The sequence below is a fragment of the Streptomyces cadmiisoli genome (assembly GCF_003261055.1).
Taxonomy (GTDB): Bacteria; Actinomycetota; Actinomycetes; order Streptomycetales; family Streptomycetaceae; genus Streptomyces; species Streptomyces cadmiisoli.
Genome location: NZ_CP030073.1, coordinates 2,509,909 through 2,534,188 on the forward strand (window position 1 = coordinate 2,509,909; position 24,280 = coordinate 2,534,188).

General features: G+C 72.5%; 17 protein-coding genes. 5 read left to right on the top strand and 12 right to left on the bottom strand.

What is annotated here, in order from left to right; translation table 11 throughout:
- Positions 1-54: 54 nt before the first annotated feature.
- The 3 genes from DN051_RS10490 to DN051_RS10500 all read right to left on the bottom strand — a co-directional run bounded on the left by DN051_RS10490 (position 55) and on the right by DN051_RS10500 (position 3,619).
- Positions 55-1,323, bottom strand: coding sequence for an SAV2148 family HEPN domain-containing protein (locus DN051_RS10490; protein ID WP_199314985.1), 1,269 nt, complete (start codon positions 1,321-1,323; stop codon positions 55-57).
- An 81-nt stretch (positions 1,324-1,404) separates the two neighbouring features.
- Complete coding sequence (locus tag DN051_RS10495) at positions 1,405-2,715, bottom strand: copper amine oxidase (protein WP_053758342.1); 1,311 nt, start codon at positions 2,713-2,715, stop codon at positions 1,405-1,407.
- Positions 2,716-2,797: 82 nt separating this feature from the next.
- A complete protein-coding gene (locus tag DN051_RS10500) occupies positions 2,798-3,619 on the bottom strand; it encodes a Tat pathway signal sequence domain protein (RefSeq protein WP_112438576.1) in 822 nt (273 codons plus the stop codon).
- Between the two features lie 184 nt (positions 3,620-3,803).
- Here DN051_RS10500 and glgX point away from each other — a divergent pair, with 184 nt between their 5' ends.
- The 3 genes from glgX (at position 3,804) to DN051_RS10515 (ending at position 10,042) form a co-directional block, all read left to right on the top strand.
- Positions 3,804-5,921 (top strand): glycogen debranching protein GlgX, encoded by a 2,118-nt coding sequence (gene glgX, locus DN051_RS10505; RefSeq protein WP_112442211.1) that lies wholly within the window; start codon positions 3,804-3,806, stop codon positions 5,919-5,921.
- Between the two features lie 349 nt (positions 5,922-6,270).
- Complete coding sequence (gene treY / locus DN051_RS10510; protein WP_112438577.1) at positions 6,271-8,622, top strand: malto-oligosyltrehalose synthase; 2,352 nt, start codon at positions 6,271-6,273, stop codon at positions 8,620-8,622.
- Between the two features lie 169 nt (positions 8,623-8,791).
- Complete coding sequence (locus DN051_RS10515) at positions 8,792-10,042, top strand: M14 family zinc carboxypeptidase (RefSeq protein ID WP_053758345.1); 1,251 nt, start codon at positions 8,792-8,794, stop codon at positions 10,040-10,042.
- 101 nt (positions 10,043-10,143) lie between these two features.
- On the opposite strand, the gene DN051_RS10520 is transcribed toward DN051_RS10515, so the two are convergent.
- Positions 10,144-11,544, bottom strand: coding sequence for a M14 family zinc carboxypeptidase (locus tag DN051_RS10520; RefSeq protein ID WP_112438578.1), 1,401 nt, complete (start codon positions 11,542-11,544; stop codon positions 10,144-10,146).
- Positions 11,545-11,624: 80 nt separating this feature from the next.
- Positions 11,625-12,176 carry an FHA domain-containing protein gene (locus DN051_RS10525; RefSeq protein ID WP_053758347.1) on the bottom strand — a complete coding sequence of 184 codons (552 nt, stop codon included), beginning with the start codon at positions 12,174-12,176 and terminating at the stop codon, positions 11,625-11,627.
- 174 nt (positions 12,177-12,350) lie between these two features.
- Here DN051_RS10525 and treZ point away from each other — a divergent pair, with 174 nt between their 5' ends.
- The gene (gene treZ, locus DN051_RS10530; RefSeq protein WP_112438579.1) at positions 12,351-14,096 is read left to right on the top strand and encodes a malto-oligosyltrehalose trehalohydrolase; all 1,746 of its coding nucleotides are present in this window, start codon (positions 12,351-12,353) and stop codon (positions 14,094-14,096) included.
- Positions 14,097-14,123: 27 nt separating this feature from the next.
- Here the strand turns inward: treZ and DN051_RS10535 are convergent, their stop codons facing one another.
- The 3 genes from DN051_RS10535 to DN051_RS10545 all read right to left on the bottom strand — a co-directional run bounded on the left by DN051_RS10535 (position 14,124) and on the right by DN051_RS10545 (position 17,169).
- Positions 14,124-15,095, bottom strand: coding sequence for an aminoglycoside phosphotransferase family protein (locus DN051_RS10535; RefSeq protein ID WP_053758349.1), 972 nt, complete (start codon positions 15,093-15,095; stop codon positions 14,124-14,126).
- A 48-nt stretch (positions 15,096-15,143) separates the two neighbouring features.
- Entirely contained in the window at positions 15,144-16,271 is a 1,128-nt protein-coding gene (locus DN051_RS10540) for an aminopeptidase P family protein (RefSeq protein WP_112438580.1), read from the bottom strand.
- Between the two features lie 277 nt (positions 16,272-16,548).
- Positions 16,549-17,169, bottom strand: a complete 621-nt coding sequence (locus DN051_RS10545) for a PDZ domain-containing protein (RefSeq protein WP_112438581.1) — start codon at positions 17,167-17,169, stop codon at positions 16,549-16,551.
- Positions 17,170-17,440: 271 nt separating this feature from the next.
- On the opposite strand from DN051_RS10545, the gene DN051_RS10550 reads away from it, so the two are divergent.
- Positions 17,441-18,970, top strand: coding sequence for a hypothetical protein (locus DN051_RS10550; protein ID WP_112438582.1), 1,530 nt, complete (start codon positions 17,441-17,443; stop codon positions 18,968-18,970).
- Here the strand turns inward: DN051_RS10550 and cyc2 are convergent.
- The 4 genes from cyc2 to DN051_RS10570 all read right to left on the bottom strand — a co-directional run bounded on the left by cyc2 (position 18,963) and on the right by DN051_RS10570 (position 24,126).
- Positions 18,963-21,128, bottom strand: coding sequence for a germacradienol/geosmin synthase Cyc2 (gene cyc2 / locus DN051_RS10555; RefSeq protein WP_112438583.1), 2,166 nt, complete (start codon positions 21,126-21,128; stop codon positions 18,963-18,965). The genes DN051_RS10550 and cyc2 overlap by 8 nt on opposite strands.
- Before the next feature lie 189 nt (positions 21,129-21,317).
- Positions 21,318-22,490, bottom strand: coding sequence for a damage-control phosphatase ARMT1 family protein (locus DN051_RS10560; RefSeq protein ID WP_112438584.1), 1,173 nt, complete (start codon positions 22,488-22,490; stop codon positions 21,318-21,320).
- Between the two features lie 22 nt (positions 22,491-22,512).
- Positions 22,513-23,160 carry a ScbR family autoregulator-binding transcription factor gene (locus DN051_RS10565; RefSeq protein ID WP_112438585.1) on the bottom strand — a complete coding sequence of 216 codons (648 nt, stop codon included), beginning with the start codon at positions 23,158-23,160 and terminating at the stop codon, positions 22,513-22,515.
- A gap of 63 nt (positions 23,161-23,223) precedes the next feature.
- Entirely contained in the window at positions 23,224-24,126 is a 903-nt protein-coding gene (locus tag DN051_RS10570; protein ID WP_053758356.1) for a ScbA/BarX family gamma-butyrolactone biosynthesis protein, read from the bottom strand.
- Between the last annotated feature and the right edge of the window lie 154 nt (positions 24,127-24,280).

The window sequence follows — 24,280 nt, forward strand, 5'->3', positions numbered from 1 at the left end:
ACACCGGCGAGGTCCGCACGACGTCCCGACGGCGACGGGAAACTGACGGTCAGATCAGGACACGGGGCGCGAATCCGCCCAGGCGACCTCGAACTCCTCCCGGTACGCACCGAAGAGTCCACCCTCGTCCACCTCGTCCGACTTGACCACTCGGCCGCCGTTGCGCAGGACCAGCACCGGCGCCTCCATGCCGCGCGACCGGCGCAGATACGACTGCACCACCGCGACGCCGTCGGAGCCGTCGCCGTCGACGAGATAGGCCGTGAAGCGCGGTGTCTCGTCGTAGACCTGGATCTCGAACGCCCCCGGGTCCCGCAGCCGGGCCCGCACCCGGCGCATGTGCAGGATGTTCATCTCCACGGCCCGGCTCAGTTCGCCCCGTTTGATCCCGAGTTCGCGCTCGCGCCGTTTCACCGCGCTGGAAGCCGGGTTGAGGAACAGCAGCCGCACCCGGGAACCCGCCTCCGCGAGGCGCACGAGCCGCCGCCCGGAGAAGTTCTGCACCAGGAGGTTGAGGCCGATGCCGATGGCGTCGAGCCGGCGGGCGGCGCCGAAGATGTCCTCCGCGGGGAACTGGCGCATCAGCCGCACCCGGTCGGAGTGCACGGCGACCACGTCGGCGTACCGGTCGCCGACCAGGTCCTCTACGGCGTCGACCGGCAGCCGGCGCGCCGACGGCACGTCGCCGCCCGCGCCGAGGACGTCCAGGAGGCGCGCCGAGGCCCGCTCGGCCTGGTTCAGCACCGCCTCGGACAGAGCGCGGTTGCGCGAGACGACGTTGCGGGTGACCTCCAGCTCGTCCATCGCCAGCTCGACGTCGCGGCGCTCGTCGATGTACGGCTCGAAGCACGGCCAGTGCTGCACCATCAGCTCGCGCAGCTGCGGCAGGGTGAGGAAACTGAGGACGTTGTCGTCGGCCGGGTCGAGCAGATAGCCCTTGCGGCGGCTGACCTCGCGCACGGCGACCGCGCGCTGCACCCACTCCTGCCCGGCCGGGCCGGCCGCGGCGACCACCCAGTCGTCGCCGTGGACGGGTTCGTAGATGGGCCGCAGCACGGCGGCCACCACCGCGCGCAGCCGCTGCTCGACGAGGTTCAGCCAGATGTAGGCACGGCCGGCTCGCTGGGCGCGCGTACGCACCTCGCGCCAGGCCTCGGCGTCCCAGTCCAGCTCGGGGCCGATGGAGTGGGTCGCCATCGGCCGTGCCAGGGACACCGTGCCGGGCGGGACGTCTGTGGAGTTCCCCTCGTGACCGTCGTCACCAGGGGGCAGCTCCAGGCCTCCCGAGCCCACCCGCGCACCGCCTTCCGCTCCCCCGAGCATCCCCGTCCCAACGATCAAGGAAGGGTACTCCGGGAGCGGTCGGCGGTGCAGCCGGATGGACAGGCTCGTTTCCCAACTTCCTTATTCCCGGTGCCCGTTCTGATCGGCCAGCTCGGCGGGCGTGAGCGGATTCATAGCCGTCACGTCGCGCGGGGCGATGGACAGGCCCTGCCAGTGCACCGGCATGGGCTGCTGATCCTCGTCGCGGGCGATGTGGTGGAAGCCGATGTTCACCCAGACGACCGGGTGCTCGAGCACCTGTCCGTCGACCCACTTGTCCACCGACTTCCCGTGCCCCGCGCCGCAGTCGGGCAGGTTGTCGCTGGCGAACTGCTCGCACTTGTCGTACTCGGTGAAGTACACGTCGTGCTTGGTGTAGCCGCGTCCGGGGTACTTGGCGCTGGGTCCCGGGACGATCTCGTAGGAGCGGGCGTGTCCGTCCTTGTTCTTGCCGGTCGCGCTGACCACGCGCCACCACCGCATGTTCCGGGCGTCACCGGCGAGTTCGCGGACGACCTCGGTGCGGGTGGTTCTGTTGGTCGGCGCGGGACGGCCGCCGGCCGGGGAGCTGACCTTGGAGTCGTACTGCTCGACCTTCCCCTTGGAGGAGCCGTCGAGACCGAAGTTGAGCCGCCAGAAGACGTTGTGGCTGTGGCTGGTGGCGTAGTCCTTCGCGCCCTTGCCGATGGGCCAGCCGCGGCCGTCCCCGGCGTCGTAGTCCTCGGGGGCGAGGGTGCCGGTGGCGCCGACGTTCATGGTGATCGTGCCGTCGTCCTGGAAGCGCCACTCGGTGATGTACTCGTACCAGCCGACCTGGTTGACGGTGTAGACGAGCAGGTCCTTGCCCTGCTTCTGGAACACCTTGTTCGCAGTGTCGCCCTGCATGCGGTACGCGTGTCCGCGGGAACGGGTGGTCGTGCACAGGCCCTTGACGTTCTCACGGGACGGATCCCACGCGTCGGGCACCCGGACGGTCTTGATCGTGCCGCCCGGGCACTCGCCCGGGGCCAGATCCATCAGCCCCTGCCCGAACCCGGCCTGGGTGAGGTCGCTGTACTCGTTCCTGCCGTCGTCGTAGGGCACGTGGATCTGGCCGAGCCTGGCCGTCGCCAGCACCTTGACGGGCCGGGCCTCGGCGGGCGGCTGGTACGAGATGTGCTCCAGGACGAGGCCGGCCTCCTTGTGGTACCGCCAGCACATGCGCCAGGTGGTGCCGGTGGTGAGCTTCTGCTCGATGCGGTACGCGGCGCTGCACTCGGCGGCCGGCGCCGGGGCGGCCTTCGGCTGTGCGGCGGCGGGCCCGGCGCCGGTCGTGGCGCCGGCGGCCAGCCCGGCCACGGCGAGGGCCAGGGCCGTCCGCCTGCGGGCACTGCTGTGTCTGATCACGGGCATGTCGAAGTGACTCCCCTGCGGAGGACTTGCCGGAATGAGCAAGTGGGAAAGGTGAACGGACCGGTCGTGCGGGGGCTGCCGCTCAGCGGGCGAGCCGGGCCACGGTGCGGGTGCTCAGATCGACCACCAGGGAACGGGTGTCGATCCACGGCCCGTTCTTGACCTTCGGGAACAGGCGTACGCAGCGGTGCTCCCCGCAGCGGTCGAGCGCGGCGGGCTGGGCGCCCGGGGAGGCCCGGTAGACCATGCTGTTCAGGAGCAACTGGCCGGGCGAGGTGAGTTCCTTGCCGGTGGCGTCCTCGTGGTCCGCCCGCAGTCCCGCGCCCAGCGGGTCGGCGATCAGCAGCCGGGCGGCCTCGGTGGTCTCGGCACGGCCGAGCGGCGGCTGCACGCCGCGCTGGGTGGCGGTCCGCTCGACCTTCCCCGTGCCGAGGTCGACGGTCCGGGTGACGAGCGTGTCGTCGCGGTAGTCGTAGAACCTGACGTCCGCCCGCCGGGGCGCGCGCGGATCGTCCAGTTCGCCGGTCTCCGGGTCCGCGAGTTCCGCCCCGAGGCGCTGTGCGCCGCGGCCCCCGTCGACAGCCTCGCCGGAGCTGCGCAGCCGCCGGTCGAGGGCGATCCGCTCGACCCGCTCGATCTCGTCGTCGGTGAGCGGGTCCCGTCCGGTGCCCTTCTCGCCCTGGGCCGGGGCCGCCTCGACGACCGCGGGCGGCACCGCCGCCTGCCCCTGCGGGCCGGTCCCGCGGACCGGCCGCCCGCCGCGGCCGTCCGCCGTTCCCCCGGCGGTGTCGTCCGCGCCCGCCGTGCCCGGCAGGGTGATCCCGGCCATCACGGCGGTCCCCGCCACCGCGACGGCCGTCCCGGCCACCACCTTGCCCAGGTGGCGGCGCACTAATTCGCGCACATCTTCCCCCTACTCCCCCTGTCGGTCCGGGAGTACGTGTTTTTGCCCCAATGGTTCGGCATACCTCGGTATGCACTGGTCGACCGCTAAGAGGGGAGCAAATGACAAGGGGTTCCATCACTTTTGTGGAGACCCGGGGCCAAGGCGGTCCCATGGCGGCGGTACACCTGGAAGAGTCGTGTCCATGCAGGTCTGGCCTGGAGAGGCATATCCCCTCGGCGCCACCTACGACGGCGCCGGCACCAACTTCGCGGTCTTCACGGAGGCCGCGGACCGAGTAGAGCTGTGTCTGCTGCACGACGACGGCTCGGAGACCGCGGTGGAACTGCGGGAGAGCGACGCGTTCGTGCGGCACGCGTACCTGCCGGGCGTCATGCCCGGGCAGCGGTACGGCTTCCGCGTCCACGGCCCCTACGCCCCGGAGCGGGGTCTGCGCTGCAACTCCGCGAAGCTGCTGCTCGACCCGTACGCGCGCGCGATCAGCGGTTCGGTCGGCTGGGGCGAGGAGGTGTACGGCTATCCCTTCGGCGCCCCCGACAAGCGCAACGACCTGGACTCCGCCCCGCACGCCATGTCGTCGGTCGTGGTGAACCCGTACTTCGACTGGGGCGACGACCGGCGGCCCCGCACCGAGTACCACCACACGGTGATCTACGAGGCCCATGTGAAGGGCCTGACCATGCGGCACCCGGGGCTGCCGGAGGAACTGCGCGGCACCTACGCCGCCCTCGCCCATCCGGCGGTCATAGAGCACCTCACCGACCTGGGCGTCACCGCCCTGGAGCTCATGCCCGTACACCAGTTCGTCAACGACCACCGGCTGGTCGACATGGGCCTGAACAACTACTGGGGCTACAACACGATCGGCTTCTTCGCCCCCCACAACGCCTACGCCTCCTGGGGCGACCGCGGGCAGCAGGTGCTGGAGTTCAAGTCGGCGGTCCGGGCGCTGCACGAGGCGGGCATCGAAGTCATCCTGGACGTGGTCTACAACCACACCGCCGAGGGCAACCACCTCGGTCCGACGCTGTCCTTCCGCGGCCTGGACAACCAGTCGTACTACCGCCTCGCCGACGACCCGCGGTACTACATGGACACGACCGGCACCGGCAACTCCCTGCTGATGCGGTCCCCGCACGTGCTGCAACTGATCATGGACTCGCTGCGCTACTGGGTCACCGAGATGCATGTCGACGGGTTCCGCTTCGACCTCGCGGCGACGCTGGCCCGCCAGTTCCACGAGGTGGACCGGCTGTCGTCGTTCTTCGACCTGGTGCAGCAGGACCCGGTGGTGTCCCAGGTGAAGCTGATCGCCGAGCCGTGGGACGTGGGCGAGGGCGGCTACCAGGTGGGCAACTTCCCGCCGCTGTGGACGGAGTGGAACGGCAAGTACCGCGACACCGTGCGCGACCTGTGGCGGGGCGAGCAGCGCACGCTCGCGGAGTTCGCCTCCCGGCTCACCGGTTCGTCCGACCTGTACCAGGACGACGGGCGCCGGCCGCTGGCCTCCATCAACTTCGTCACCTGCCACGACGGCTTCACCCTGAACGACCTGGTGTCGTACAACGACAAGCACAACGAGGCCAACGGCGAGGACAACCGCGACGGCGAGAGCCACAACCGGTCCTGGAACTGCGGCGCGGAGGGCGAGAGCGACGACCCGGCCGTGCAGGAACTGCGGGCCCGGCAGATGCGGAACTTCATCGCGACGCTGATGCTGTCCCAGGGTGTTCCGATGATCAGCCACGGGGACGAGTTCGCCCGCACCCAGCGCGGCAACAACAACGCCTACTGCCAGGACAGCGAGCTGTCCTGGGTGGCCTGGCCGGACGACGAGTCGGCCGGCCGCGACTTGTTCGACTTCACGCGCGCGATGGTGTGGCTGCGCAAGGACCATCCGGTCTTCCGCAGGCGGCGCTTCTTCCACGGGCGGCCCGTCGAGGGCACCCACGACGACCTGTCCGACATCGCGTGGTTCACCCCGCGGGGCCACGAGATGACCCAACGGGACTGGGATTCGTCCCGGGCGTCCGCGCTGACCGTGTTCCTCAACGGCAACGCGATCTCCGAGCCCGGCGCGCGCGGGGAGCGCATCGCCGACGACTCGTTCCTGCTGATGTTCAACGCCTCCCCCCGGACGCTGGACTTCGTGGTTCCGGTCAACCACGGCCGGCAGTGGCAGGTCGTGGTCGACACGGCCCGTCCCGACGGGGTGCCGCCGGGCACCGGCACGAAGGTGGCGGCGGGTGACGGACTGACACTCCCCGACCGGAGCCTGACGGTGTTGCAGCGGCCGGCCTAGGGCCTGTCGTCACATTGCTGTCGGTGCCCGAAGGGCGGCCCCGCGGCGTCCGGTGCGCGCTCTGGGGGTCCCCCCGGCCGAAGACTGGGGGAGTGCCGGGCGGAACTCTTCGTACCGGACGTACCCGGGCTTTCGCCCGGTGCGGCGAGTGGGGGCACCTCCCACGCCTTTCAGGCAGTGGGGGAGCGTGCCGGGCGTCGCGGGGCAGGCGGGAATTCGACGACAGGCCCCAGGGCCGTTCGGGTGCGCCTCCTCGGGGCGCACCCGGTGAACGCGGCCGGGACACGCGTGCGGGCCCGTTGGAGGGGGTGATGTCACGAAACCCGGCCCGGCGGGTACGTAGCCTTCCATGACACCTGAGCGTCCTGATCCCGCGGTGCCGACGGCCACCTACCGGTTGCAGCTGCAGCCCGAGTTCCCGTTCGGGGCCGCGGCGGCGGCCGTGCCGTACCTGGCCTCGCTCGGCGTCTCGCATCTGCACCTGTCCCCCGTTCTGGAGGCCGTACCGGGCTCGCCGCACGGGTACGACGTCGTGGACCACGCGCGCGTGCGCGCCGAGCTCGGCGGTGAGGACGGGCTGCGCGCGCTCGCGGCAACGGCGCGCGAGCACGGCCTGGGGCTGGTGCTGGACATCGTGCCGAACCACATGGCCATGGCCCCCCGGCACAACCACGCCCTGTGGGAGGTGCTGCGGGAGGGACCCGAGTCGCCGTACGCGCGGTGGTTCGACATCGACTGGGCGGCGCAGGACGGCAAGGTGCTGGTGCCCGTGCTCGGGCGGCCGCTCGGCGCGGAGGCCGACCACCTGGTGGTCGACGGCGACGTGCTGCGCTACCACGACCACGCCTTCCCACTGCGCGAGGGCACCCGGGAGCTGCCGCTGCCGCAGCTGCTGGACGCCCAGTGGTACCGCCCGGTGTGGTGGCGGCTGGCCCGCACCGAGCTGAACTACCGCCGCTTCTTCAGCATCTCCGAGCTGATCGGGGTGCGGGTGGAGGACCCTGAGGTGTTCGAGGCCACCCACGCGAAAATCCTTCAGCTGCTCGACGAGGGCGTGGTGGACGGGCTGCGCGTCGACCACCCGGACGGACTGGCCGACCCCGGCGCCTACCTCCGGCGACTGCACGAGGCGACGGGCGGCCGCTGGACGGTCGTCGAGAAGATCCTCGCGGACGGGGAGCACCTGCCCGCCTCCTGGCCCGTCGCCGGGACCACGGGCTACGACGCGCTGCGGCATGTCGACGCCCTGTTCACGGACCCCGCGGGCGCCGGGGAGCTGCTCGGCCAGTACCGGCGGTTCGCCGCGCCGCAGACCGACCGGGGCGGGCACTGGGAGGCGACGGTGCGGCGGGCCGCGTACCGGGTGCTGGAGCACGAGCTGTCGGCCGAGGTGGACCGGCTGACACGTGCGGCCGGCCGGCTGTGCGCGGCGTCGCCGGACCTCGCGCTGCGCGATCGTGCGCCGTGGGCGCTGCACACCGCGCTGCGGGAGCTGCTGGTCCGGATGGAGGTGTACCGGCCGTACACGCCCGGGGACGCCGCGGACGTCGTCACCGAGGAGGCCGCCGCCGAGGCGCGGGCGGCGTTCGCCGTCCCGGAGGAGGCCGGTGCCGTCGACGTGGTGCGCGGCCTGCTGCTCGGCCGCCACGGCGACGGCCCCGGCCATGTGGAGCTGCGGACCCGGTTCGCGCAGACGTCCTCGGCGCTGCGCGCGAAGTCGGTGGAGGACACCGCGTTCTACCGGTACGTGCCGCTGCTGTCGGCGACCGAGGTGGGCGGCGATCCCGCGCTCCCGGCGCTGCCGCCGGAGGACTTCCACGCCTACTGCACGCGCGTGCAGCGGGACTGGCCCGGCACCGGCACCGCGGTGTCGACGCACGACACCAAGCGCAGCGCGGACGTACGGGCGGCGCTGGCCGTGCTGACGCAGTGCCCGCGGCGCTGGGCGGACACGCTGGCCGAGGTGACCCGTACCGGCGAGGGCGTGCCGGACGCCCAGCTGGCGTGGGCGGCCTGGCAGACCGTGTTCGGACTGGGCCCGGCGGATCCGGAGCGTGTCCGCGGGGCGCTGCTCAAGCATGTGCGCGAGGCCGGGCTCTACACGAGCTGGACGGAGCAGGAGCCGCCGTACGAGGAGGCGGTCGAGGCGTTCGTCGACGCCGGGCCGTGCGGGGCCCCCGGGGAGCGGGTGCACGCCCTGCGCGCCGCTCTGGACCCGCACATCGGGGCGAACGTGCTCGGCACGGCGCTGGTCCATCTGACGATGCCGGGGGTGCCGGACCTGTATCAGGGCACGGAGGACGAGTACCGCACGCTGGTCGACCCCGACAACCGCCGCCCGGTCGCGTTCCCGCCCCCGGATCCCGGCGCGGCGAAGCGGGCGGTGACGAGGGCCGCCCTCGCGCTGCGCGGGCGGCGGCCCGCGGCGTTCGGCGACGCGGCCACGTACGTGCCGCTGGCCGCCGAGGGGCCCGCGGCCGCCCACTGCGTGGCCTACGCGCGCTCCGGGGAGGTCGTCGCCGCCGTCACCCGCCTCTCGCTGCGGCTGGCGGAGGCGGGCGGCTGGCGTGACACCCGGCTGACGCTGCCGGAGGGCCGGTGGGCCGACGTGCTGGCACCGGCACGGGAGTTCACCGGGCGGACCCGTGTGGAGGAGCTTTTCACGCCACTGCCCGTCGCCCTGCTGGAGCGGGTCGGCTGAAAAGGGCGGGCCCGGGGCGGGGGGGCGAGGGTCGCCTCCGACCGCACTCGCGCTCCTCGTGCCACAGACCTCCGTCCAAAGGCCCTCCGGCACCTCCCCTGCGGTGTTCTTGACACCGCAGGACGGCCGTGCGGTACTTCGGGTGCGAAGCAGGGGCGACATGACGGGGGTGAGTCTCCTGCCGGAGCTGCGCTACCCCACTGTGACCGAAATGGTGTCGTCCGCCGCGACATTGGCCGCTCAGCATTCCGGCGTGTGCGCCCTCAGACAGATCGGTGTCTCCCGCGCGGGACGCCCCCTGCACCTGTTGTCCGTGGGCCGGGCCCGGCGTGCCGTCCTGGTGGTGGCGGGCGCCCACGCCAACGAACCGACCGGGGGCTCCACGCTCCTCGCGCTGGCCGAACGCGTGGTGCACGAGCGGCCGTTGCGCACCGGGATGTCCTGGCACTTCCTGCTGTGCGCGGACCCGGACGGGGCGAGTCTGCACGTCACCCCCGCACCGCGCAGCCTGCACGACTACCACCTCGGCTTCTTCCGGCCCGCCGGACCCGAACAGCCCGAGTGGTCCCCGGCCGTCCTGCCGCCGGACCGGCTGCCGCCCGAGACGCGTGCCCTGACCGGTGTCATCGACGAGCTGCGCCCCTACCTCCAGGTGACGCTGCACGGCACCGACCTGGGCGGCAGCTGGGTGCAGCTGACCAAGGACATCCCGGGCCTGGCGGAGCCGTTCGCCAAGTCGGCCGCGGAGCTGCACATCCCCGTGGAGACGGGCGCCTCGGACGCGGCCGGCTGGCCCGCGTCGGGGCCGGGCGTCCATGTGATGCCGTCGCCCGGCACGGGGGCGGCCTATCCGAGCATGCCGGACGACGCACGGCACAGCACCTGGTACCACGCGCACCGATACGGCGGTCTGACCGCGGTGGTGGAGGTGCCGATGTGGGCGAGCGACCTGGTGGACGACCCGGCCCCGCATCCGGCGCCGGCCGCGGCGATGCGCCGCCTCGCGAGCCGTCTGCTGCGCGACACCCGGAAGGTCGAGCGGGTGCTGACCGACGCGCAGCCGCGGCTGGAGGGAGTCGACGATCCTCTGCTGCGGGCCGCGAGATGGGGGCTGGAGCTGGTTCCGGGGCTGGCCGGGGACTGGACGTGCACCCCGCCCGCCGACCACAGCATGGCGTACGTCGGCAGCGTCGACGCCTTCGGGCGCCGGCTGCCGCTGCGGGCCGCCGCGATGCTGCTGCGGGTCCTTCAGCGGAACGGCGACCGCGCCGCGCCTCGTCTGGAACGGCTCGTCGCCACCTGGAGCGACGCCTTCGCCGGGCGGTTCCGGGCGCGCTGGGTACCGCTGGAGAACCAGGTCGAGCACCAGTCCCGGACGGTCGTCGCGGCGGCGCTGCACGCGCGCGAACAGTCGGGCTGAACCCGACGGCAGCGGACCGCCCGCCACCGCCGACCCACTCGCCGCCGCGGACCGCCTGCGACCCGGACCGCCTGCCGGAGCGGGCGTCCCGTGTCGCTCCATCAGTCCCGATGCAGCGGCACGACCGGTGCGGAACCCCAGCCCGGCTCGCCCGAACGGGAGCTCTCCGGCGCGTGGCGCAGTGCCAGCTCGAACGCGGCCAGCACCACCTCCGACTGGTACTCGACCTGGCGCGGCACCGGGATCCAGTGCGCCCCGCACTCGTCGCGGTAGTCGGCACACCATTCGTCGACGAGCCGGTCCAGCTCCGGGAGGACGCCGGCCGGGACGCCGCCGGCACCGGTGGCGAGCTGGTGCAGCAGGCCCGCCGTACGCAGCGCCAGCCGCCGCCCGGCGATGCGCAGGGCGGTCAGATGGGCGCTGCTGAGCTGCGGCAGCGGACGTGCCCGGTCGTCGCCGTCGGGGTCCCAGGCGTCGGCGAGACCGGGACAGACGAACAGGTAGTCGTCGACCGGTGCGAGCAGCCGGGCGGCGTCCGGGAGAGCCGTGACGTGCGGGCGCACGCGCGCGAGGATCCGGCGCAGCAGCAGCGTGTCGTGGCGCAGCGTCCCGCTGACGGTGCGCAGCTCCGCGTCCGGGTCGACGGGCACGGAGTCGTCCTCCACGGCGGCCACGCCCCACATGGGGGCCTCCACGACGGCCGTCACGGTGCCGTGCCGGTGCGGGTGGTACCAGGTGGACTCGACCGCGGCCTCGGTGATGGCGGCGGCCAGGTCGCCGGGGCGCGGGGAGGGGATCCGGTAGACGGCGGGCCCCAGGCCCGGCCAGTACAGGGTGTCGTACGCGCCGAGTTCGCGCGGGATGGCGAAGCGGGCCGCCGCGTGGGCCACGCGCTGGGGCAGTCCGGGCAGTTCACGGGTCAGCTCGACGAAGCCGCCGCCGATGTCGACACCGTGCAGGGAGCACTGGAAGAAAGGTTTCAGTTCGTCCTGGAGCGCGAGCAGGGCGCGTGTCTCCGGCAGGGCGGCCCCGGCCGCGCCCTCCGGCAGCCACTCGGGCTGTTCCAGGAAGCCGGGGCGGAAGAAACGCCGGAAGTACCTCTCCAGGCGGTACGGACCCGACAGCCAGCCCTCGTTGTGCCGCAGGCCGTCGGGGTCGAGGCACAGCAGCAGGTTCCAGGTCGCGTCCGCGCCCTCGGTGAGCGCGCGGTCGGCCAGGGCGCGCTCGGCCAGCCGCAGCACGGTGGCGCCACCGACGGGCTCGTTGGCGTGCGGCCCGGCGACGACGAGGGCCTGGCGGCTGCCGTGCCCGAGGGACAGCAGCCACAGCGGCGTCCCCGCGCGCGAGACACCGACACGGCGCAGCCGGGCCGTACGGGGGTGGCGGGCGACCAGAGCGGCCGCTCGCGAGCGCAGCTCGTCGACGGTCGGATAGCGGAGGAGTGGCGGCAGGGCACACCTCCGTGGTGCCGTCGGTTCACCTGATGTATCTGGTGTACGCACAGTCAGTCACGAGTTCAGGTGTACGTCAACACCGCCCCGTGCGTCACGACTTGCGGGTCCGGCGGGCGGGCCGGCCGGGTTCAGCTCGCCGCGAGCCGGTAGGCCAGCTGCCCGAATCCGACCAGGTCGCCCTCCCGGACGACGGCGGCGCCGATGACCCGCCGGCCGTTCACGGTGGTGCCGTTGGTCGATCCGAGGTCGCGCAGCACCCACATGCCGCCCTGGCGGCTGAGTTCGGCGTGCACGCGCGAGACCGTCTCGTGGTTCAGCCTCAGGCCGCTGCCGGGGTCCCGGCCGATGCGCAGCGGGCGCCCGGCGGCCGGGTGGGGCAGCAGCAGCTTGGGCAGCCGTTCGGCCTGCCAGGCCCGGCGCAGCCGCTCGGTGAAGCCGGACACCGCCTCGACGGTGCCGAACACCATGCGCGACACACGTCCCTCGGTGGCCAGGTCGGCGGTGAGGACGGCCAGCTCGTCGGGGCGCCGGGCGGCGAGCGCCAGTTCCATGCGCCGGACGAACGTGTCGTGCGAGAGCCTGCCCATGGCGACGCCGTCGTGCAGCAGCTTCAGCGCCCTGTCGCGGTCGGCGTCGGAGAGCCGCGCGGGAAAGGCGGGGAACTCGAAGGAGGACGTCACGCTCGTGATTGTCGGACAGTGAACCCCGGGTGTCCAGAAACCGGGGAACGGGCGGCCACGCGCGCGTACGTGACGACACCGCGCCGCAAATGGGGGTATTCACAAGCGGATTGATCGCTCTTGAAGCACGATGGTCGGGCTACATCACGGTGAGCAGACGAAGGGGAACCGTCCGTGCAGTTCGAGGTGTGGGCACCACAGGCCGGTCGAGTGACGCTCCATTGCGAGGGCGCCACGCGCGCGATGGGTCGGGATCCGGCCCGAGCGGGATGGTGGACCGGGGAAGCGGAGGCCGGCGACGGCGCGCGCTACGGGTACGCGGTGGACGACGGCCCGGTGCGGCCCGACCCGCGCTCCCGCCGGCAGCCGGACGGTCCGGACGGGCTGAGCGCGGTCGTCGACCACGGGCGCCGTCCCTGGCGCACCGAGTGGTCCGGCCGCCCGTTGCAGGGTGCGGTCCTGTACGAGCTGCATGTGGGCACCTTCACGCCCGGGGGCACGCTGGACGCCGCCGCCGAACGGCTCGGCCACCTCGTCGAACTGGGCGTCACGCACCTCGAGTTGATGCCGCTGTGCCCGTTTCCCGGGCGGCACGGGTGGGGGTACGAGGGGGTCTCGCTGTGGGCGGTGCACGAGCCCTACGGCGGGCCCGCGGCGCTGAGAAGGTTCGTCGACCGGGCCCACGAACTCGGCCTGGGCGTGGTCCTGGACGTCGTGCACAACCACCTCGGTCCGTCCGGCAACCACCTCCCCGAGTTCGGTCCGTACTTCACCGACACGCACCACACCCCTTGGGGAGCGGCCGTCAATCTGGACGCGCCCGGATCGGACGAGGTACGGGCCTTCCTGCTGGGCAGCGCCCTGGCGTGGCTGCGCGACTACCGGATCGACGGGCTGCGGCTGGACGCCGTGCACGCGCTGGCCGACACACGCGCGTGCCACTTCCTGGAGGAACTGTCGACCGCCGTGGACGCCCTGGCCGCGGAGACGGGACGTCCGCTGTTCCTCGTCGCCGAGTCCGATCTGAACGACCCGCGGATCATCACGGCCCGCGCGGACGGCGGGCTGGGGGTCACGGCGCAGTGGAACGACGACTTCCACCACGCGCTGCACACCGCGCTGACCGGCGAGGCCCAGGGCTACTACGCGGACTTCGCGCGGGCTCCGCTCGAGGCCCTCGCCAAGACGCTGACCGGCGGATACTTCCACGACGGCACCTACTCCAGCTTCCGGGACCGGCACCACGGGCGTCCGCTGGACCGCGCCCGGGTAGCCGCGCACCGGCTGCTCGGCTACAGCCAGACCCACGACCAGGTGGGCAACCGCGCCCAGGGCGACCGCCTCTCCGCCACCCTCTCCCCCGGGCTGCTGGCCTGTGCGGCGACGGTCACGCTGACCGGGCCGTTCACGCCGATGCTGTTCATGGGCGAGGAGTGGGCGGCGGGTACGCCCTGGCAGTTCTTCACCGACCACACCGATCCCGAACTGGCGGAGGCCGTGCGACGCGGCAGGCGGCGGGAGTTCGCCGCGCACGGCTGGGCGGAGGAGGACGTTCCGGACCCGCAGGACCCGGCGACCCGGGACCGCTCCTGCCTCGACTGGTCCGAACCCGGGCAAGAGCCCCACGCGCGCGTGCTGGACTGGTACCGCCGGCTCGTCGCGCTCCGGCACGAACAACCCGACCTCACCGACCCGGATCTCGCCGACATGAAGGTGGCCCACGACGAGGAGGCCCGCTGGCTCGCCTTCCGGCGCGGGGACGTCTGCGTCGCGGTGAACCTGGGCAAGGAGGTCGCCGGGATCCCCCTGGGCACGCGTCCCGCGCGCGTGCTGGCGGCCTTCGAGCCGGTCGACACACCGGACGAGGAAGGGGTGCTGCGGCTGCCCGGCGAGTCGTGCGTGGTGCTGGAACAGCCGTGAACGGCTCCCGGCGTCAGCGGATCGCGCTCACAGCATGTCGTCGTCGGTGCCGTCCGTACCGTCCGCGCCCTCCTCGCGCAGTTCCGTGACGCGTTCCAGCAGGATCGCCTCCCAGGCGTGACGCAGGTGCGTCCGCAGCAGGGGGAGCGGTTCGTCGCTCCGCCCGGCGAGGTGTTCGCCGAGGCGTACGACGCTGTCGCAGCGGGCCAGCCACAGTCCGCGCAGACAGGGGCGGGCGCCGTAACCGGCGAGGGTGGCGGCGCGTACGGCGGCCGGGGAGCCGACCGCGAGGGCGAGCCCGGCGATGTCCTCGGCGGGGTCGCCGACGACCGTGTCGGCCCAGCCGAGGACCCCGCGCACCCGGCCGTCGGCACCGACCACGAGGTGGTCGCCGGTGAGTCCGTGGTGGACGAGGACCGCGGTGCCCCGCTGCGCGGCGAGCTGGACGGCGGCCGGCTGGGCGAGCTGCTGCATCAGCCCGGCGTCGAACTCGTCGGCGGCGGCCAGGCGTTGGGCGGCGCGGGCGGCGGCCCTGCGCAGCGACTCCAGGGAGCGGGCCGCGGAGCGCGGCACGCCCAGCGTCTCCGCCTGCCGCACGGGCACCTCGCGCAGCCCGGAGAGCAGTCCTGCCAGATCGGCCTCGCCGACGGCGGAGACGTCGTGCTCCCGCGCCGAGCCGCCGGGCATCCTGGTGTCCAGCGTGAAGGTGAGCCCGGGGGCCCACTCGCCGTGCGCCACGCTGCTCGGCACGGCGACGGACAGGTGCGGGCGGACGAGGTCGCGCAGGCGCAGTTCCCGGCGCTGGCGTACGGCGGCCTCGCGATCGGGGGCCAGCCGCAGCACGTGACGGGTGCCGACCCACCACGTGGCGGCCCCGCCGGAGTCGGTGACCGGCCGGACGTCGGGCCCGGCGCCGGTCGCGCCTGCCGCGCCCTCCTTGAGCAGGGAACGGACGAGTCGGCGGACGGTGTCCGCGGTGGGTGTCGGTGCCTGGGTCATGGTGGGGCCGTCGTCACTCGGGTGCGTGGCAGGGGCGCTGGGGTGCGGTCAGTCCACTATGACCAGCTCGCGCGTGGTGTCGTTGAGGCGGCGGCCGCCGTCCTCGGTCACCGTCACGATGTCCTCGATGCGCACTCCGAAGCGGCCCGGCAGGTAGATGCCCGGCTCCACGGAGAAGCACATCCCGGGTACCAGGGGCTGCTCCTCGCCCTCGATCATGTACGGGGGTTCGTGGGTCGTGACGCCGATGCCGTGCCCGGTGCGGTGGATGAAGTACTCGCCGTACCCGGCGTCGGCGATCACCGCACGCGCGGCCCGGTCGACCTCCTGGCAGGCGACACCGGGCCGCACCGCCCGGAAGCCCGCCTCCTGGGCCTCGCGCACGAGGTCGTGGACCCGGCGCTCCTCCTCGGTCGGTTCGCCGACATGGACGGTGCGGGAGGTGTCGGATCCGTAGCCGTCCTTGAGGCCGCCGAAGTCGAGGACGACCATGTCGCCGGGTTCGATGACGCGGTCGCCGACCTCATGGTGCGGGTCGGCGCCGTTCGGGCCGGAGGCGACGATGGTGAAGTCGACCTGCTCGTGCCCGGACCGGCGCAGCAGTCCGGCGAGGTCGCGGGCGAGGTCGGACTCGCGGCGGCCGGCGAAGCGGACGGTCCGGATCTCCTCGAAGGCCTGGTCGGCGGCGGCACCAGCGGCCGCGAGCAGTTCCAGCTCGGCGGCGTCCTTGACGGCGCGCAGCATCGGCAGGGCCTCGGTGAAGGAGGCGTAGGAGCTGCCGGGCAGGGCGTTCTGCAGGCCCAGCAGGTGCATGGCCCAGGTGTTGTCGCTGACCCCGAGGCGTCCCGCGGCGTCGAGGAGGGCGGCGGCGGTGGCGTAGGGGCCCTTGCCGTCGGTCCAGTCGCGCAGGGTCAGTGCGGGGGCGCCCGGGGCCTTCGCGGCGTCGGGGGCCTCCAGGGTGGGGACGACCAGGACGGGGTCCTGCCCGGCGGCGAGGATCAGCACCGTGAGCCGCTCGGTGATCGCGGTGGGCGCGTAGCCGGTGAGCCACACCAGGTCCGGGCCGGGCGCCACCAGCAGCCCGGCGAGCCCGGCGTCCTCGGCCGCCCGCGCCGCGCGCTCCAGACGGGCCCTGTAGTCGTCGGCGGTGAAGCGCGCAACCGCGGTGCCGGTCATCCGGGGCCTCCTCGAACCGATACGGGTACCACGGGCAGCATCCTGCCCGTCCCGGGAGGGCCGCGCGAGCGGATGAGCCGGAGTTTCGGGCTCGGGACGGCCCGGGACCGGCGGGAGCACCCGGCGGCACCCCGTGCCGCCTAATGGTTCACCATTGCGCAACCATTTCAGCTGACGTCTGCAAGTCGGCTCACCATCAATCACCTTCCCGGGCGAACACACCGCTGGTCCGGTGGGGACATCGACGCGCGACGTCCGACCGGCGCCTTCCGGGTGGTCATGTGACGACCCCCGGGCGCACCGTCAACTGCTGGTACCCGCCGCTCTCGTGGAGCACCGTCACGACGACCTCCTCGCCCGGCCGCGCCGCACGCACCGCACGGGCCAGATCCGCGGCGGACTCGACGGGGCGGCCGCCGAAGGTGAGCAGCACGTCCCCGCGCACCAGGCCCGCCGCGTGACCGGGGCCCGGGAGGTGCACGCCCACGACCAGGGCGCCCGACTTCTCCGCGTCCACGACCTCGACGGCCAGCGTGGCGCCGACGGCGGCCGGTGACGGCGGTGCCTTCGGTACGGGTCCCACGGACGCCCCTGGCCCCGGCGGGGCGGAGGGACCGGTGCGGGCGCCCGGCGCCGGCGGCCCGGCCTGCCCCGCCTCGCCCGCCTGGCGCTGGAGTTCCGCGAGCCTGCTCATGCCGATCACCGTGGCACCCACCGTGCCCAGCCCGATGCCGGACAGCACCAGTACCGTCCCGAGCAGCAGGCCGAGCGACAGGGTCGTGAGCCGCCGCCCGCGCCGGCGCGCGGCGTGCGGCCGACGGGCGGGGCCCGCACTCGCATCGCCGTCGCCCGGTTCGCGACCCGGCATCGGCTTGGGACGCAACGCAGTCTGTTCCATGGTTCGCCTCCGGGTGGTGCACTACCCGGCGTACCGGTGCGCGACGAGTCACGAACGAGTGAGACTGACGGCCCGTCAAGGATGGAACTGCCGCTCCGAGTGGCGCGCGACGGCACGTCGCGGGCGGCTCCGCGACACCCGGACCCGGTACGGCCTCCACCCCGACAGCCCTACCTCGCACACCGGTCCACACTCCACGGATCACCGCTCCGGCCCCCGCCGTGATCCGCGCCCGGACCCGTTGTCACTGCCGCCTGTTACTTTCTGTGACATGACGGATCACGCCCTGCGCCTGCTCCGCGGCGATGGCCGCCTGGCGTCCCTCGCCGCCTTCCCCTTCGGTTTCGACCTGGCCCGTGCCGCGCACGGCCATGTCGAGCCGGTCCGCCTCGCCTCGGGCGGCCCGCTCGAAGTGGTGGCGGGAGACGACACGGGTGGCACGTACTTCCTGTGCGCGGACGGCTCGGTGCTGTACGCCGATTCCGAGGGCTCGGCCGGCGTCATCGGCTCGACCGTGGACGAGGCGCTGGAGATGGTCGTCGGCCTGCCCGGCTGGTCCGACTACCGGAACCTGTCGCCCGACGACGGCGAGGCGGCGATCCTGGCGCGGGTAGCCGAGACCGAGGACGAGCTCCGGGACTGCTACGGAATCGACGAGGAGCGCGCCGAACTCCGCGCCGCCCTGGGGTTCGCGGACCGTTCCCCGGTCGAACTCGTGGGTCTGCTGCACTCCGCGCTGCTGCGCACCGAACCGGACTTCCTGCTGCTCAACGAGGAGGAGCTGTGCGCGTACGAGCGGCTCGACCGGCATGCGAGGCCGCCGCTGTGGGAGCCCGTCCTCGCCACGGGCCGCGCCGACCTCGCGCTGCTGCGCTCCGGCGACCACACAATCCGTGACGCGCTCGCCGACGACGCGATACGGCGGCGGGTCGCCCTCCGGGCGGCGCAGTTCGACCGCGCCGAAGGGGACCTGGATCTGCTGCGGCATCTGCTGAAGCACGAGGCCGCCTCGTCGATGACGGACGAACTGCGGCTGGCCGCCGTGCTCGTGGGACTGCACGGTCACCCCGAAGACCTGCCGCTGCTCCACGAGGTGCGCGACACCGACTTCGACACCGGGTGCGGCTTGAGCGACGTGCCCGGGACCGACGCGGACGCGGAGGAGCTGCGCGGCTGGGCACGCGGCCTGGACGAGGCCCTGTTCGGCACCGACCCCGCCGACGAGCCCGCGTCCACCTGGACCGAACTGGCGCTGGACCAGGGGATGACGGAGCTCGCCAGAGTCGAGCTGATCCGCGCGCTGGACGAGATCGTCATGGACCAGAGCAAGCTCCGCTCCCCCCGCGGTCAGCAGCGTCTCGACACCTCCCCTCTGCACTGGCTCGCCGTCGAGTTCGAGCGACTCGGCGACCTCCCGCAGGCGCTGCGCGCCCAGCGGCTGTACGCCGCCCTTCAGGAATCCGCCTGGGACCGTGTGTCGGCGCGGCTGACGCAGGCCCGGCTGGAGCGGACGTCCGGCCGGCCCGGAGATGCCGCACGCACGTTGACCCTGCTGAGGGACATCCTGGCCGGCCCGGGTGACGAGACACTGCGGAACTGGCAGGGGGTGAACCTCGGCCGGTTCGTCGCCGAGGAGCACTGCGCGCTGGCCCGGACGTTGGCCGAGGCGGGCCAGGGGGCGCAGGCCCGCACGGTCCTCACGGTCGCGGAGGCCGTGATCGGCGAGCTCTCGGAGGCCGCCGCCAAGGGTGTCCGAGAGCTCGCCGGGGAGACGGCCCGGCAGGTGCGCGGGCTCAGCTGAGGAGAGCGGGCACGGCGGCCGAGGCGCGGTCCGGGAGGAAACCGTGCGTGCGTCGCGCCAGGTGGTGCGACTTGTAGCGGTCGACGCCGCGGTGCCAGTTCACGATGCCTGCCATCCAGTTCTGCAACGCGGTCACATAACCGTCCAGGCTCGTGCGGGCCTCCCCGGTCAGCCTGAAGTCCGCGCAGACGACGGGCAGTTCGGTGGCCGCCACGTGCTCGAACTGCTCCATGCGCTGGTTCAGCAGGTCACCGACGATTCCGAGCGCCGTCGGATAGTCCGTGCCGAAGAAGTGCTGCACCACCAGGACGGCGTTGTGGATCTCCCCCTCGTACTCGATCTCCTTCTGGTAGGAGAACACGTCGTTGACGAGGCACGCGAAGTCCATGGCGGCGTTCTCCAGCGAGCGGACCGGGCCGCTGCGGTAGACCTCCGCGGGGATGCCCGGGCCGTGTCCCATCCGGCACAGACTGAGGGTGAGGTCGGAGCCGAACGTGGCGCGGCGCATCTCCAGATAGTCGACGGGGTCGGGGACACGGTTCTGGATCTGGTTGCCCAGTTCCCACAGCCAGCTCTCCGTCATCACGTCGACCGAGGCCTTCAGCCGGCGTCGGGCCTCCTGGTCCATCGTGACGGTGGTGCGCCGCCACAGGTCGGTCAGACCGCGCTCCATGGCGTTCGCCGGGACGGGCGGCTCGCCCCCGTCGACGGGCATGCAGGCCGACAGGCGCTCCGTGCACAGCCGCGCGGCGGCTAGGTCACGGCGGTGCCCGAAGACGAGCGGGTAGTAGTCGTCGCCGTAGGTGCCCCAGGCCAGCCAGCCGGCGCTGAGGTCGAGGGCCTCCTCGGTGCCGTCCGGGTCGAGTCCGGCCGAGCACAGCGGCAGGTCGTTGGCGTGGAGTTTGTCCTCGTCCCAGACGCCCTCCTGGAGGATGCCCATCCGGTGCGACCAGTCCAGCAGGCGCTGCCGCGCCCCGTCGAGGCCGGGGTGCAGCCGGACCTGGTACGGCATCCGGATGTCGGGGATCAGGGACGGCCCGACCTTCTGGAACGGCACGTGCGTGTAGGCACGCAGCCGTTCCCCGCCGGCGGCGGCGAGCAGCGACCGCACGTCGACACCCGATGTGCCGAGCCCCGTGATCCCGCTCCAGGGCGAGGCGGACACGGCGTTGTCGTTCATGTAGCGACTGGAGCGCATGTGCCATTCGTGGCCGCCGGACTGCCAGTCCTGGAGCCCCTTCGTGTAGGCCGCGATCGCGGCGACGTCGGCGGGGGTCAGGCCCTTCTCCAGCGCCAGCGCGGGCACTTCGGTGAGCGCGGTGTGCTCGAACTGGTGGAGCCGGGAGGTCAGGACGTCGTTGACGGCCTCGGCGGCCTCCTGCGTCGTGCAGCCGAAGAAGGTCTCCAGCACGAGGACGCCGTTGCTGAGCTCGCCCTCGTCCTCCACCTCCCGCTGGTAGGAGAACAGGTCGTTGCGCAGGTGGACGGCGTCGGAGAAGGTCTCCATCAGGACCCTGAGCGGCCTGGCGCCGGCGACGGAGGCGGGCACCTCGGCGGTCGCGTACTCCACCAGGCCCGCGGACCAGGGCGCACCGCCGACCTTGCGGCGCATCTCGATGTACTCGACGGGGTTGGCGATCCGACCCTCGTTGATGTTGGACAGCTCCCACAGGGACTCGTTGAGCAGGTGCTCCGTGGCGATGGCGAACCGGCGCCGCCAGTCGGCGGACATCGAGGGCACGGTGCGCGCCCAGAGGTCGGCGAGACCCGCCTCCACCGGGTTCTCCGGCTCCGGTACGTCGGCCGACAGGTCGAGCGGCATGAACAGCGGCAGCCGGTCCAGGTAGGCCTTGCCGCCGGCGCGGTCCTGGCTGCGCTTGAAGATCTCCAGGAAGTGGTCGTCGAAGAAGAAGACCCACACGTACCAGTCGGTGATGAGCGAGAGGGCTTCGGCGTCGCAGTCGGGATGGGTGTAGGCGCAGAGCAGGCCGTAGTCGTGCGCGTCGAGATCGGCCTGCTCCCAGATCCCGGAACCCTCCAGCATGCCCATGTCGCGTGCCCACTGGGTCGAATGGGCCCGGGCCCGGTCGAGGTGCGGGTTCAGCCGCGCGGGATACGGCATGTAGAAGTGCGGGAGTTCGAAGGGCTGCTGCGTCATGGCCGTGGCCCTACCCGTGGCCCATCGGGGACATCCGAGCGCCGGGACATGATCACACCATCGCGTGAATCGGCGGTGAATCCGGCAGTTGTCGCCGGGCCTTGTGGCGTACCTCCCCGCCCGGCCGGACCGCGGATCGCCTGGACCGGGACGGCCGGTGCCGCCCGCGGCGGGCGGGCGGACCTGCTCTCAGGCCCTGACCTGGATCAGGGCGTGCGTGCCGCCGGTCCGCCAGCGAGGGCCTTCGGCGGCGTCCAGCGCGGTCACGGTGCGGGTGTCGAGTCCGCAGATCACGTCGGACTTCAGGGTGCGCAGGGCGGCGACCGGGCCGGGGAAGTGTCCGGTGAGGTCCGCGAACGGTGTCGTCGGGGCCCACAGCCGGTCGCCGACGAGCCGGCGGTAGTTGAGGTCGCCCTTCACGATCGTCACCGTGGCCGAGGCGAACTCGGCCCGCAGGTCGTCCGGCATCTCGGCGTACGGCAGCGGACCGCAGGAGAAGGGGTGGGCGCGCACGGTGAGACGGCCGTCGGTCAGCGCCTGCCACAGCCTGCGGCCGTGCGTGGCGGCCGCGCCCGGTGCCGCCGTCAGCCGGCGCAGTGCGTCGAGGACGTCGGCCGGGGTGGCGTCGGAGACGTAGTACGGGTGCGGCTTGACGTGCAGGACGGCCCGTTCGACACGGCTTCCGGCGAGCAGACGGGAGACGAGGAGCAGGTCCGGGACGAGTTCGCGGCCGGCGTTGTCCGCGATGAGGTACAGGGTGCCCGCGCCGGACGGCGGAAGCAGGGACCACAGGGTGTCGCTGTCGTCGGCGACCAGGGCGGGGACGGCGGCCGGGGTGTCGGAGGTTTCGGCGGACAGCCGGAATCCGAGGTCGGCGCGGTTGCCCCAGAGCGAGCCGTGCAGCAGCGCACGGTCCTGTTCGTCGGCCGTGAGGTCCGCCAGGCCGTCGAGCGCGGCGAGTTCCTCGTCCGTCCGGGCCGAGTCGAGTTCGGCGAGCTTGTCGGGGCGGAAGGGGTCGATGCCCTGCCAGGGTCCGGGGGCGAAGTGGCCGACGGCTTCGAGGAGGCAGCGGTAGAAGTAGCTCTCGGACCACAGCCACGGCACGTCGAACCAGGAACGCCCGGCGTAGGTGTCGAGCCCCCAGGCGCCCCAGCGGTCCCGGTCGTGCGCGTCGGCCGGCAGCGGTTCGATCGCACCCTCGGTGCAGCTCACGAGCAGCGCGTCCAGCGCGCGCCGCCGGTCGGGACCGTAGGGGAAGGCCCCGCGCACCTGCCGGATGATCGCGGGATGCCGTTCGGCGAGCACGCTGTGCGGGAAGGAACCGGGTTCGTCGCCGAGGAGCAGGGGCGCGGTGGCGGGCATGCGGCTCACCGTATCGCGCGGTTCAGCCGATTCTGATCTCCCGCTCCAGGTGCGTGGCGAGGGCGAGATAGCGCGGTCGCCTGGTCACCGGTACGAGGCCGCGGATCAGGACGTACCACATCTCGGTCACCCGGCGGGGCAGCCGGAGCTGCGACTCCAGGGTGCGGCCCGTGACGCGTATACCGACGAAGAAGCTGACCAGGGAGTGGGTGACGACGTCGATGTCGACGTCGGGGTGGATGTCGGACTCCTTGACGGCGCCGAGCAGTCTGCGCGAGACGATCTCCCGCCACTCGGTGAACGGGTGCGGCAGTGGGGGCCGCACTCCCACACCCCCGGTGGCCAGGCGCAGTCCGGCCCGGGCGACGGGGCCCTCGACGGTCAGCCGGGTCAGGCCGAAGGTGATGCGCATCAGGGCCTCCAGCGACGAGCAGTCCCAGCCGTCCACCTCGCGGGCGAGCCGGCGCAGGGCCTGCGACTGGAGTTCCATGATGGCGTGCGCCAGGTCCTCCTTGGCCGCGAAGTGGAAGTACAGCGCGCCTTTGGTGACCTCGGCGTGCTCGACGATGTCGCTGAGGCTGGTCGACTCGTAACCATGACGGTCGAACAGGTCGGCAGCGGCCGTGATGATCGTCGCGCGGGTCTGTTCGGCTCGTAACTGCCTCGCCATCGGCTGGACTCCCTGAAATAAAAACGGGTTACGCCGTTTGTTTATTGCACCGCCAACGATAGCTCACTCGTCGATGACGCCCACCTGGCACTCGAAGACCTTCGCCCCCTCTTGTGTGGCCAACACGTTCACCCCGCCCCCCTGTTGCTCCTCGGCCTCGATCCAGACGGGTTCGTCCAGTTCGGCGTAGCGATGGAAGACCGCGTGGAAGGAGGCGGGTGGGCCGGTCTTCGCCGCTCCGGCCCAGGCGGCCTGGCGGGCGGCCTCCAGCAGGAGCATGCCGGGCGCGTGGTCGAGAGGGTGGTCGAAAAAAACAGCATGTCCCGTATCAATTCGCAGTTGCCAGCGGTCGTCGCGCTCCGTCGGAGCCAGTACGACGTCCGCGGGCAGGGCGCGGCCCACGGTGTCCGCGGGCAGTCCGGGCGGCACGGACCGGGCGGACACGGTGTCGGGGGTGCGGCCGCCGCGCAGACGGCGGTAGACGGAGTCGCCGACGCAGGTGAAGGCCACTCTCGCGGACGCCACGTGCGCGCCCTCCACGTGGACTTCGGCGGTGTAGCGGGCGCCGGCCGTCCTGCCGCCGCGGTGACGCACTTCGGCGAAGTCGAGTTCGACGACGGGTTCGGCCGGTACGGGACCGAGCGTCAAATGCTCAGGAAATGTGTCCACTTCGAACTGCTGGAGCACGAAATGGAACCCCAGTGGTACGTCGTACTCGGTGTGCGCGATCAGTGTCCCGGCCTGGCGCACCGTCTCCACGACGAGCAGCGGCTCGTAGGCGGAGCGGTCGGAGGACACGTGTAACCCGTGTGCGCGCGGCCACTGGGCGGAGACCGAGAATCGGTCCTCACCGTTCCGTTTCCAGTCGGTCAGGAAGGTCTCGGCGACGGCGGCCCGGTGGACGAACTGCCGGGGGACGGTCGCCATCAGGGACGGGGTTTCGGCAAGCTGCCGCGGTTGAGGCATGTCTCTCCTACGGTCCCCCGAGAGCCAGGCGAACGGTGAGGTGTCCGCCGCGGGTGGCTGCCAGAATACGAGGCGACCGGTTTGTTTTCAATGAGATCACTCCGTAGCACTCTATGATCGGGGCAGTTCTGGCACGATGTGGCGCCCATGGCAG

Excerpts from the sequence above, each read along its gene's own strand:
- DN051_RS10560 (WP_112438584.1), bottom strand. The coding sequence starts at position 22,490 with ATGCCCGCCACCGCGCCCCTGCTCCTCGGCGACGAACCCGGTTCCTTC.
- DN051_RS10550 (WP_112438582.1), top strand. The coding sequence starts at position 17,441 with ATGACGGATCACGCCCTGCGCCTGCTCCGCGGCGATGGCCGCCTGGCG.
- treY (WP_112438577.1), top strand. The coding sequence starts at position 6,271 with ATGACACCTGAGCGTCCTGATCCCGCGGTGCCGACGGCCACCTACCGG.
- glgX (WP_112442211.1), top strand. The coding sequence starts at position 3,804 with ATGCAGGTCTGGCCTGGAGAGGCATATCCCCTCGGCGCCACCTACGAC.
- DN051_RS10490 (WP_199314985.1), bottom strand. The coding sequence starts at position 1,323 with ATGCTCGGGGGAGCGGAAGGCGGTGCGCGGGTGGGCTCGGGAGGCCTG.
- cyc2 (WP_112438583.1), bottom strand. The coding sequence starts at position 21,128 with ATGACGCAGCAGCCCTTCGAACTCCCGCACTTCTACATGCCGTATCCC.
- DN051_RS10570 (WP_053758356.1), bottom strand. The coding sequence starts at position 24,126 with ATGCCTCAACCGCGGCAGCTTGCCGAAACCCCGTCCCTGATGGCGACC.
- DN051_RS10540 (WP_112438580.1), bottom strand. The coding sequence starts at position 16,271 with ATGACCGGCACCGCGGTTGCGCGCTTCACCGCCGACGACTACAGGGCC.
- DN051_RS10565 (WP_112438585.1), bottom strand. The coding sequence starts at position 23,160 with ATGGCGAGGCAGTTACGAGCCGAACAGACCCGCGCGACGATCATCACG.
- DN051_RS10545 (WP_112438581.1), bottom strand. The coding sequence starts at position 17,169 with ATGGAACAGACTGCGTTGCGTCCCAAGCCGATGCCGGGTCGCGAACCG.
- DN051_RS10495 (WP_053758342.1), bottom strand. The coding sequence starts at position 2,715 with ATGCCCGTGATCAGACACAGCAGTGCCCGCAGGCGGACGGCCCTGGCC.
- DN051_RS10535 (WP_053758349.1), bottom strand. The coding sequence starts at position 15,095 with ATGACCCAGGCACCGACACCCACCGCGGACACCGTCCGCCGACTCGTC.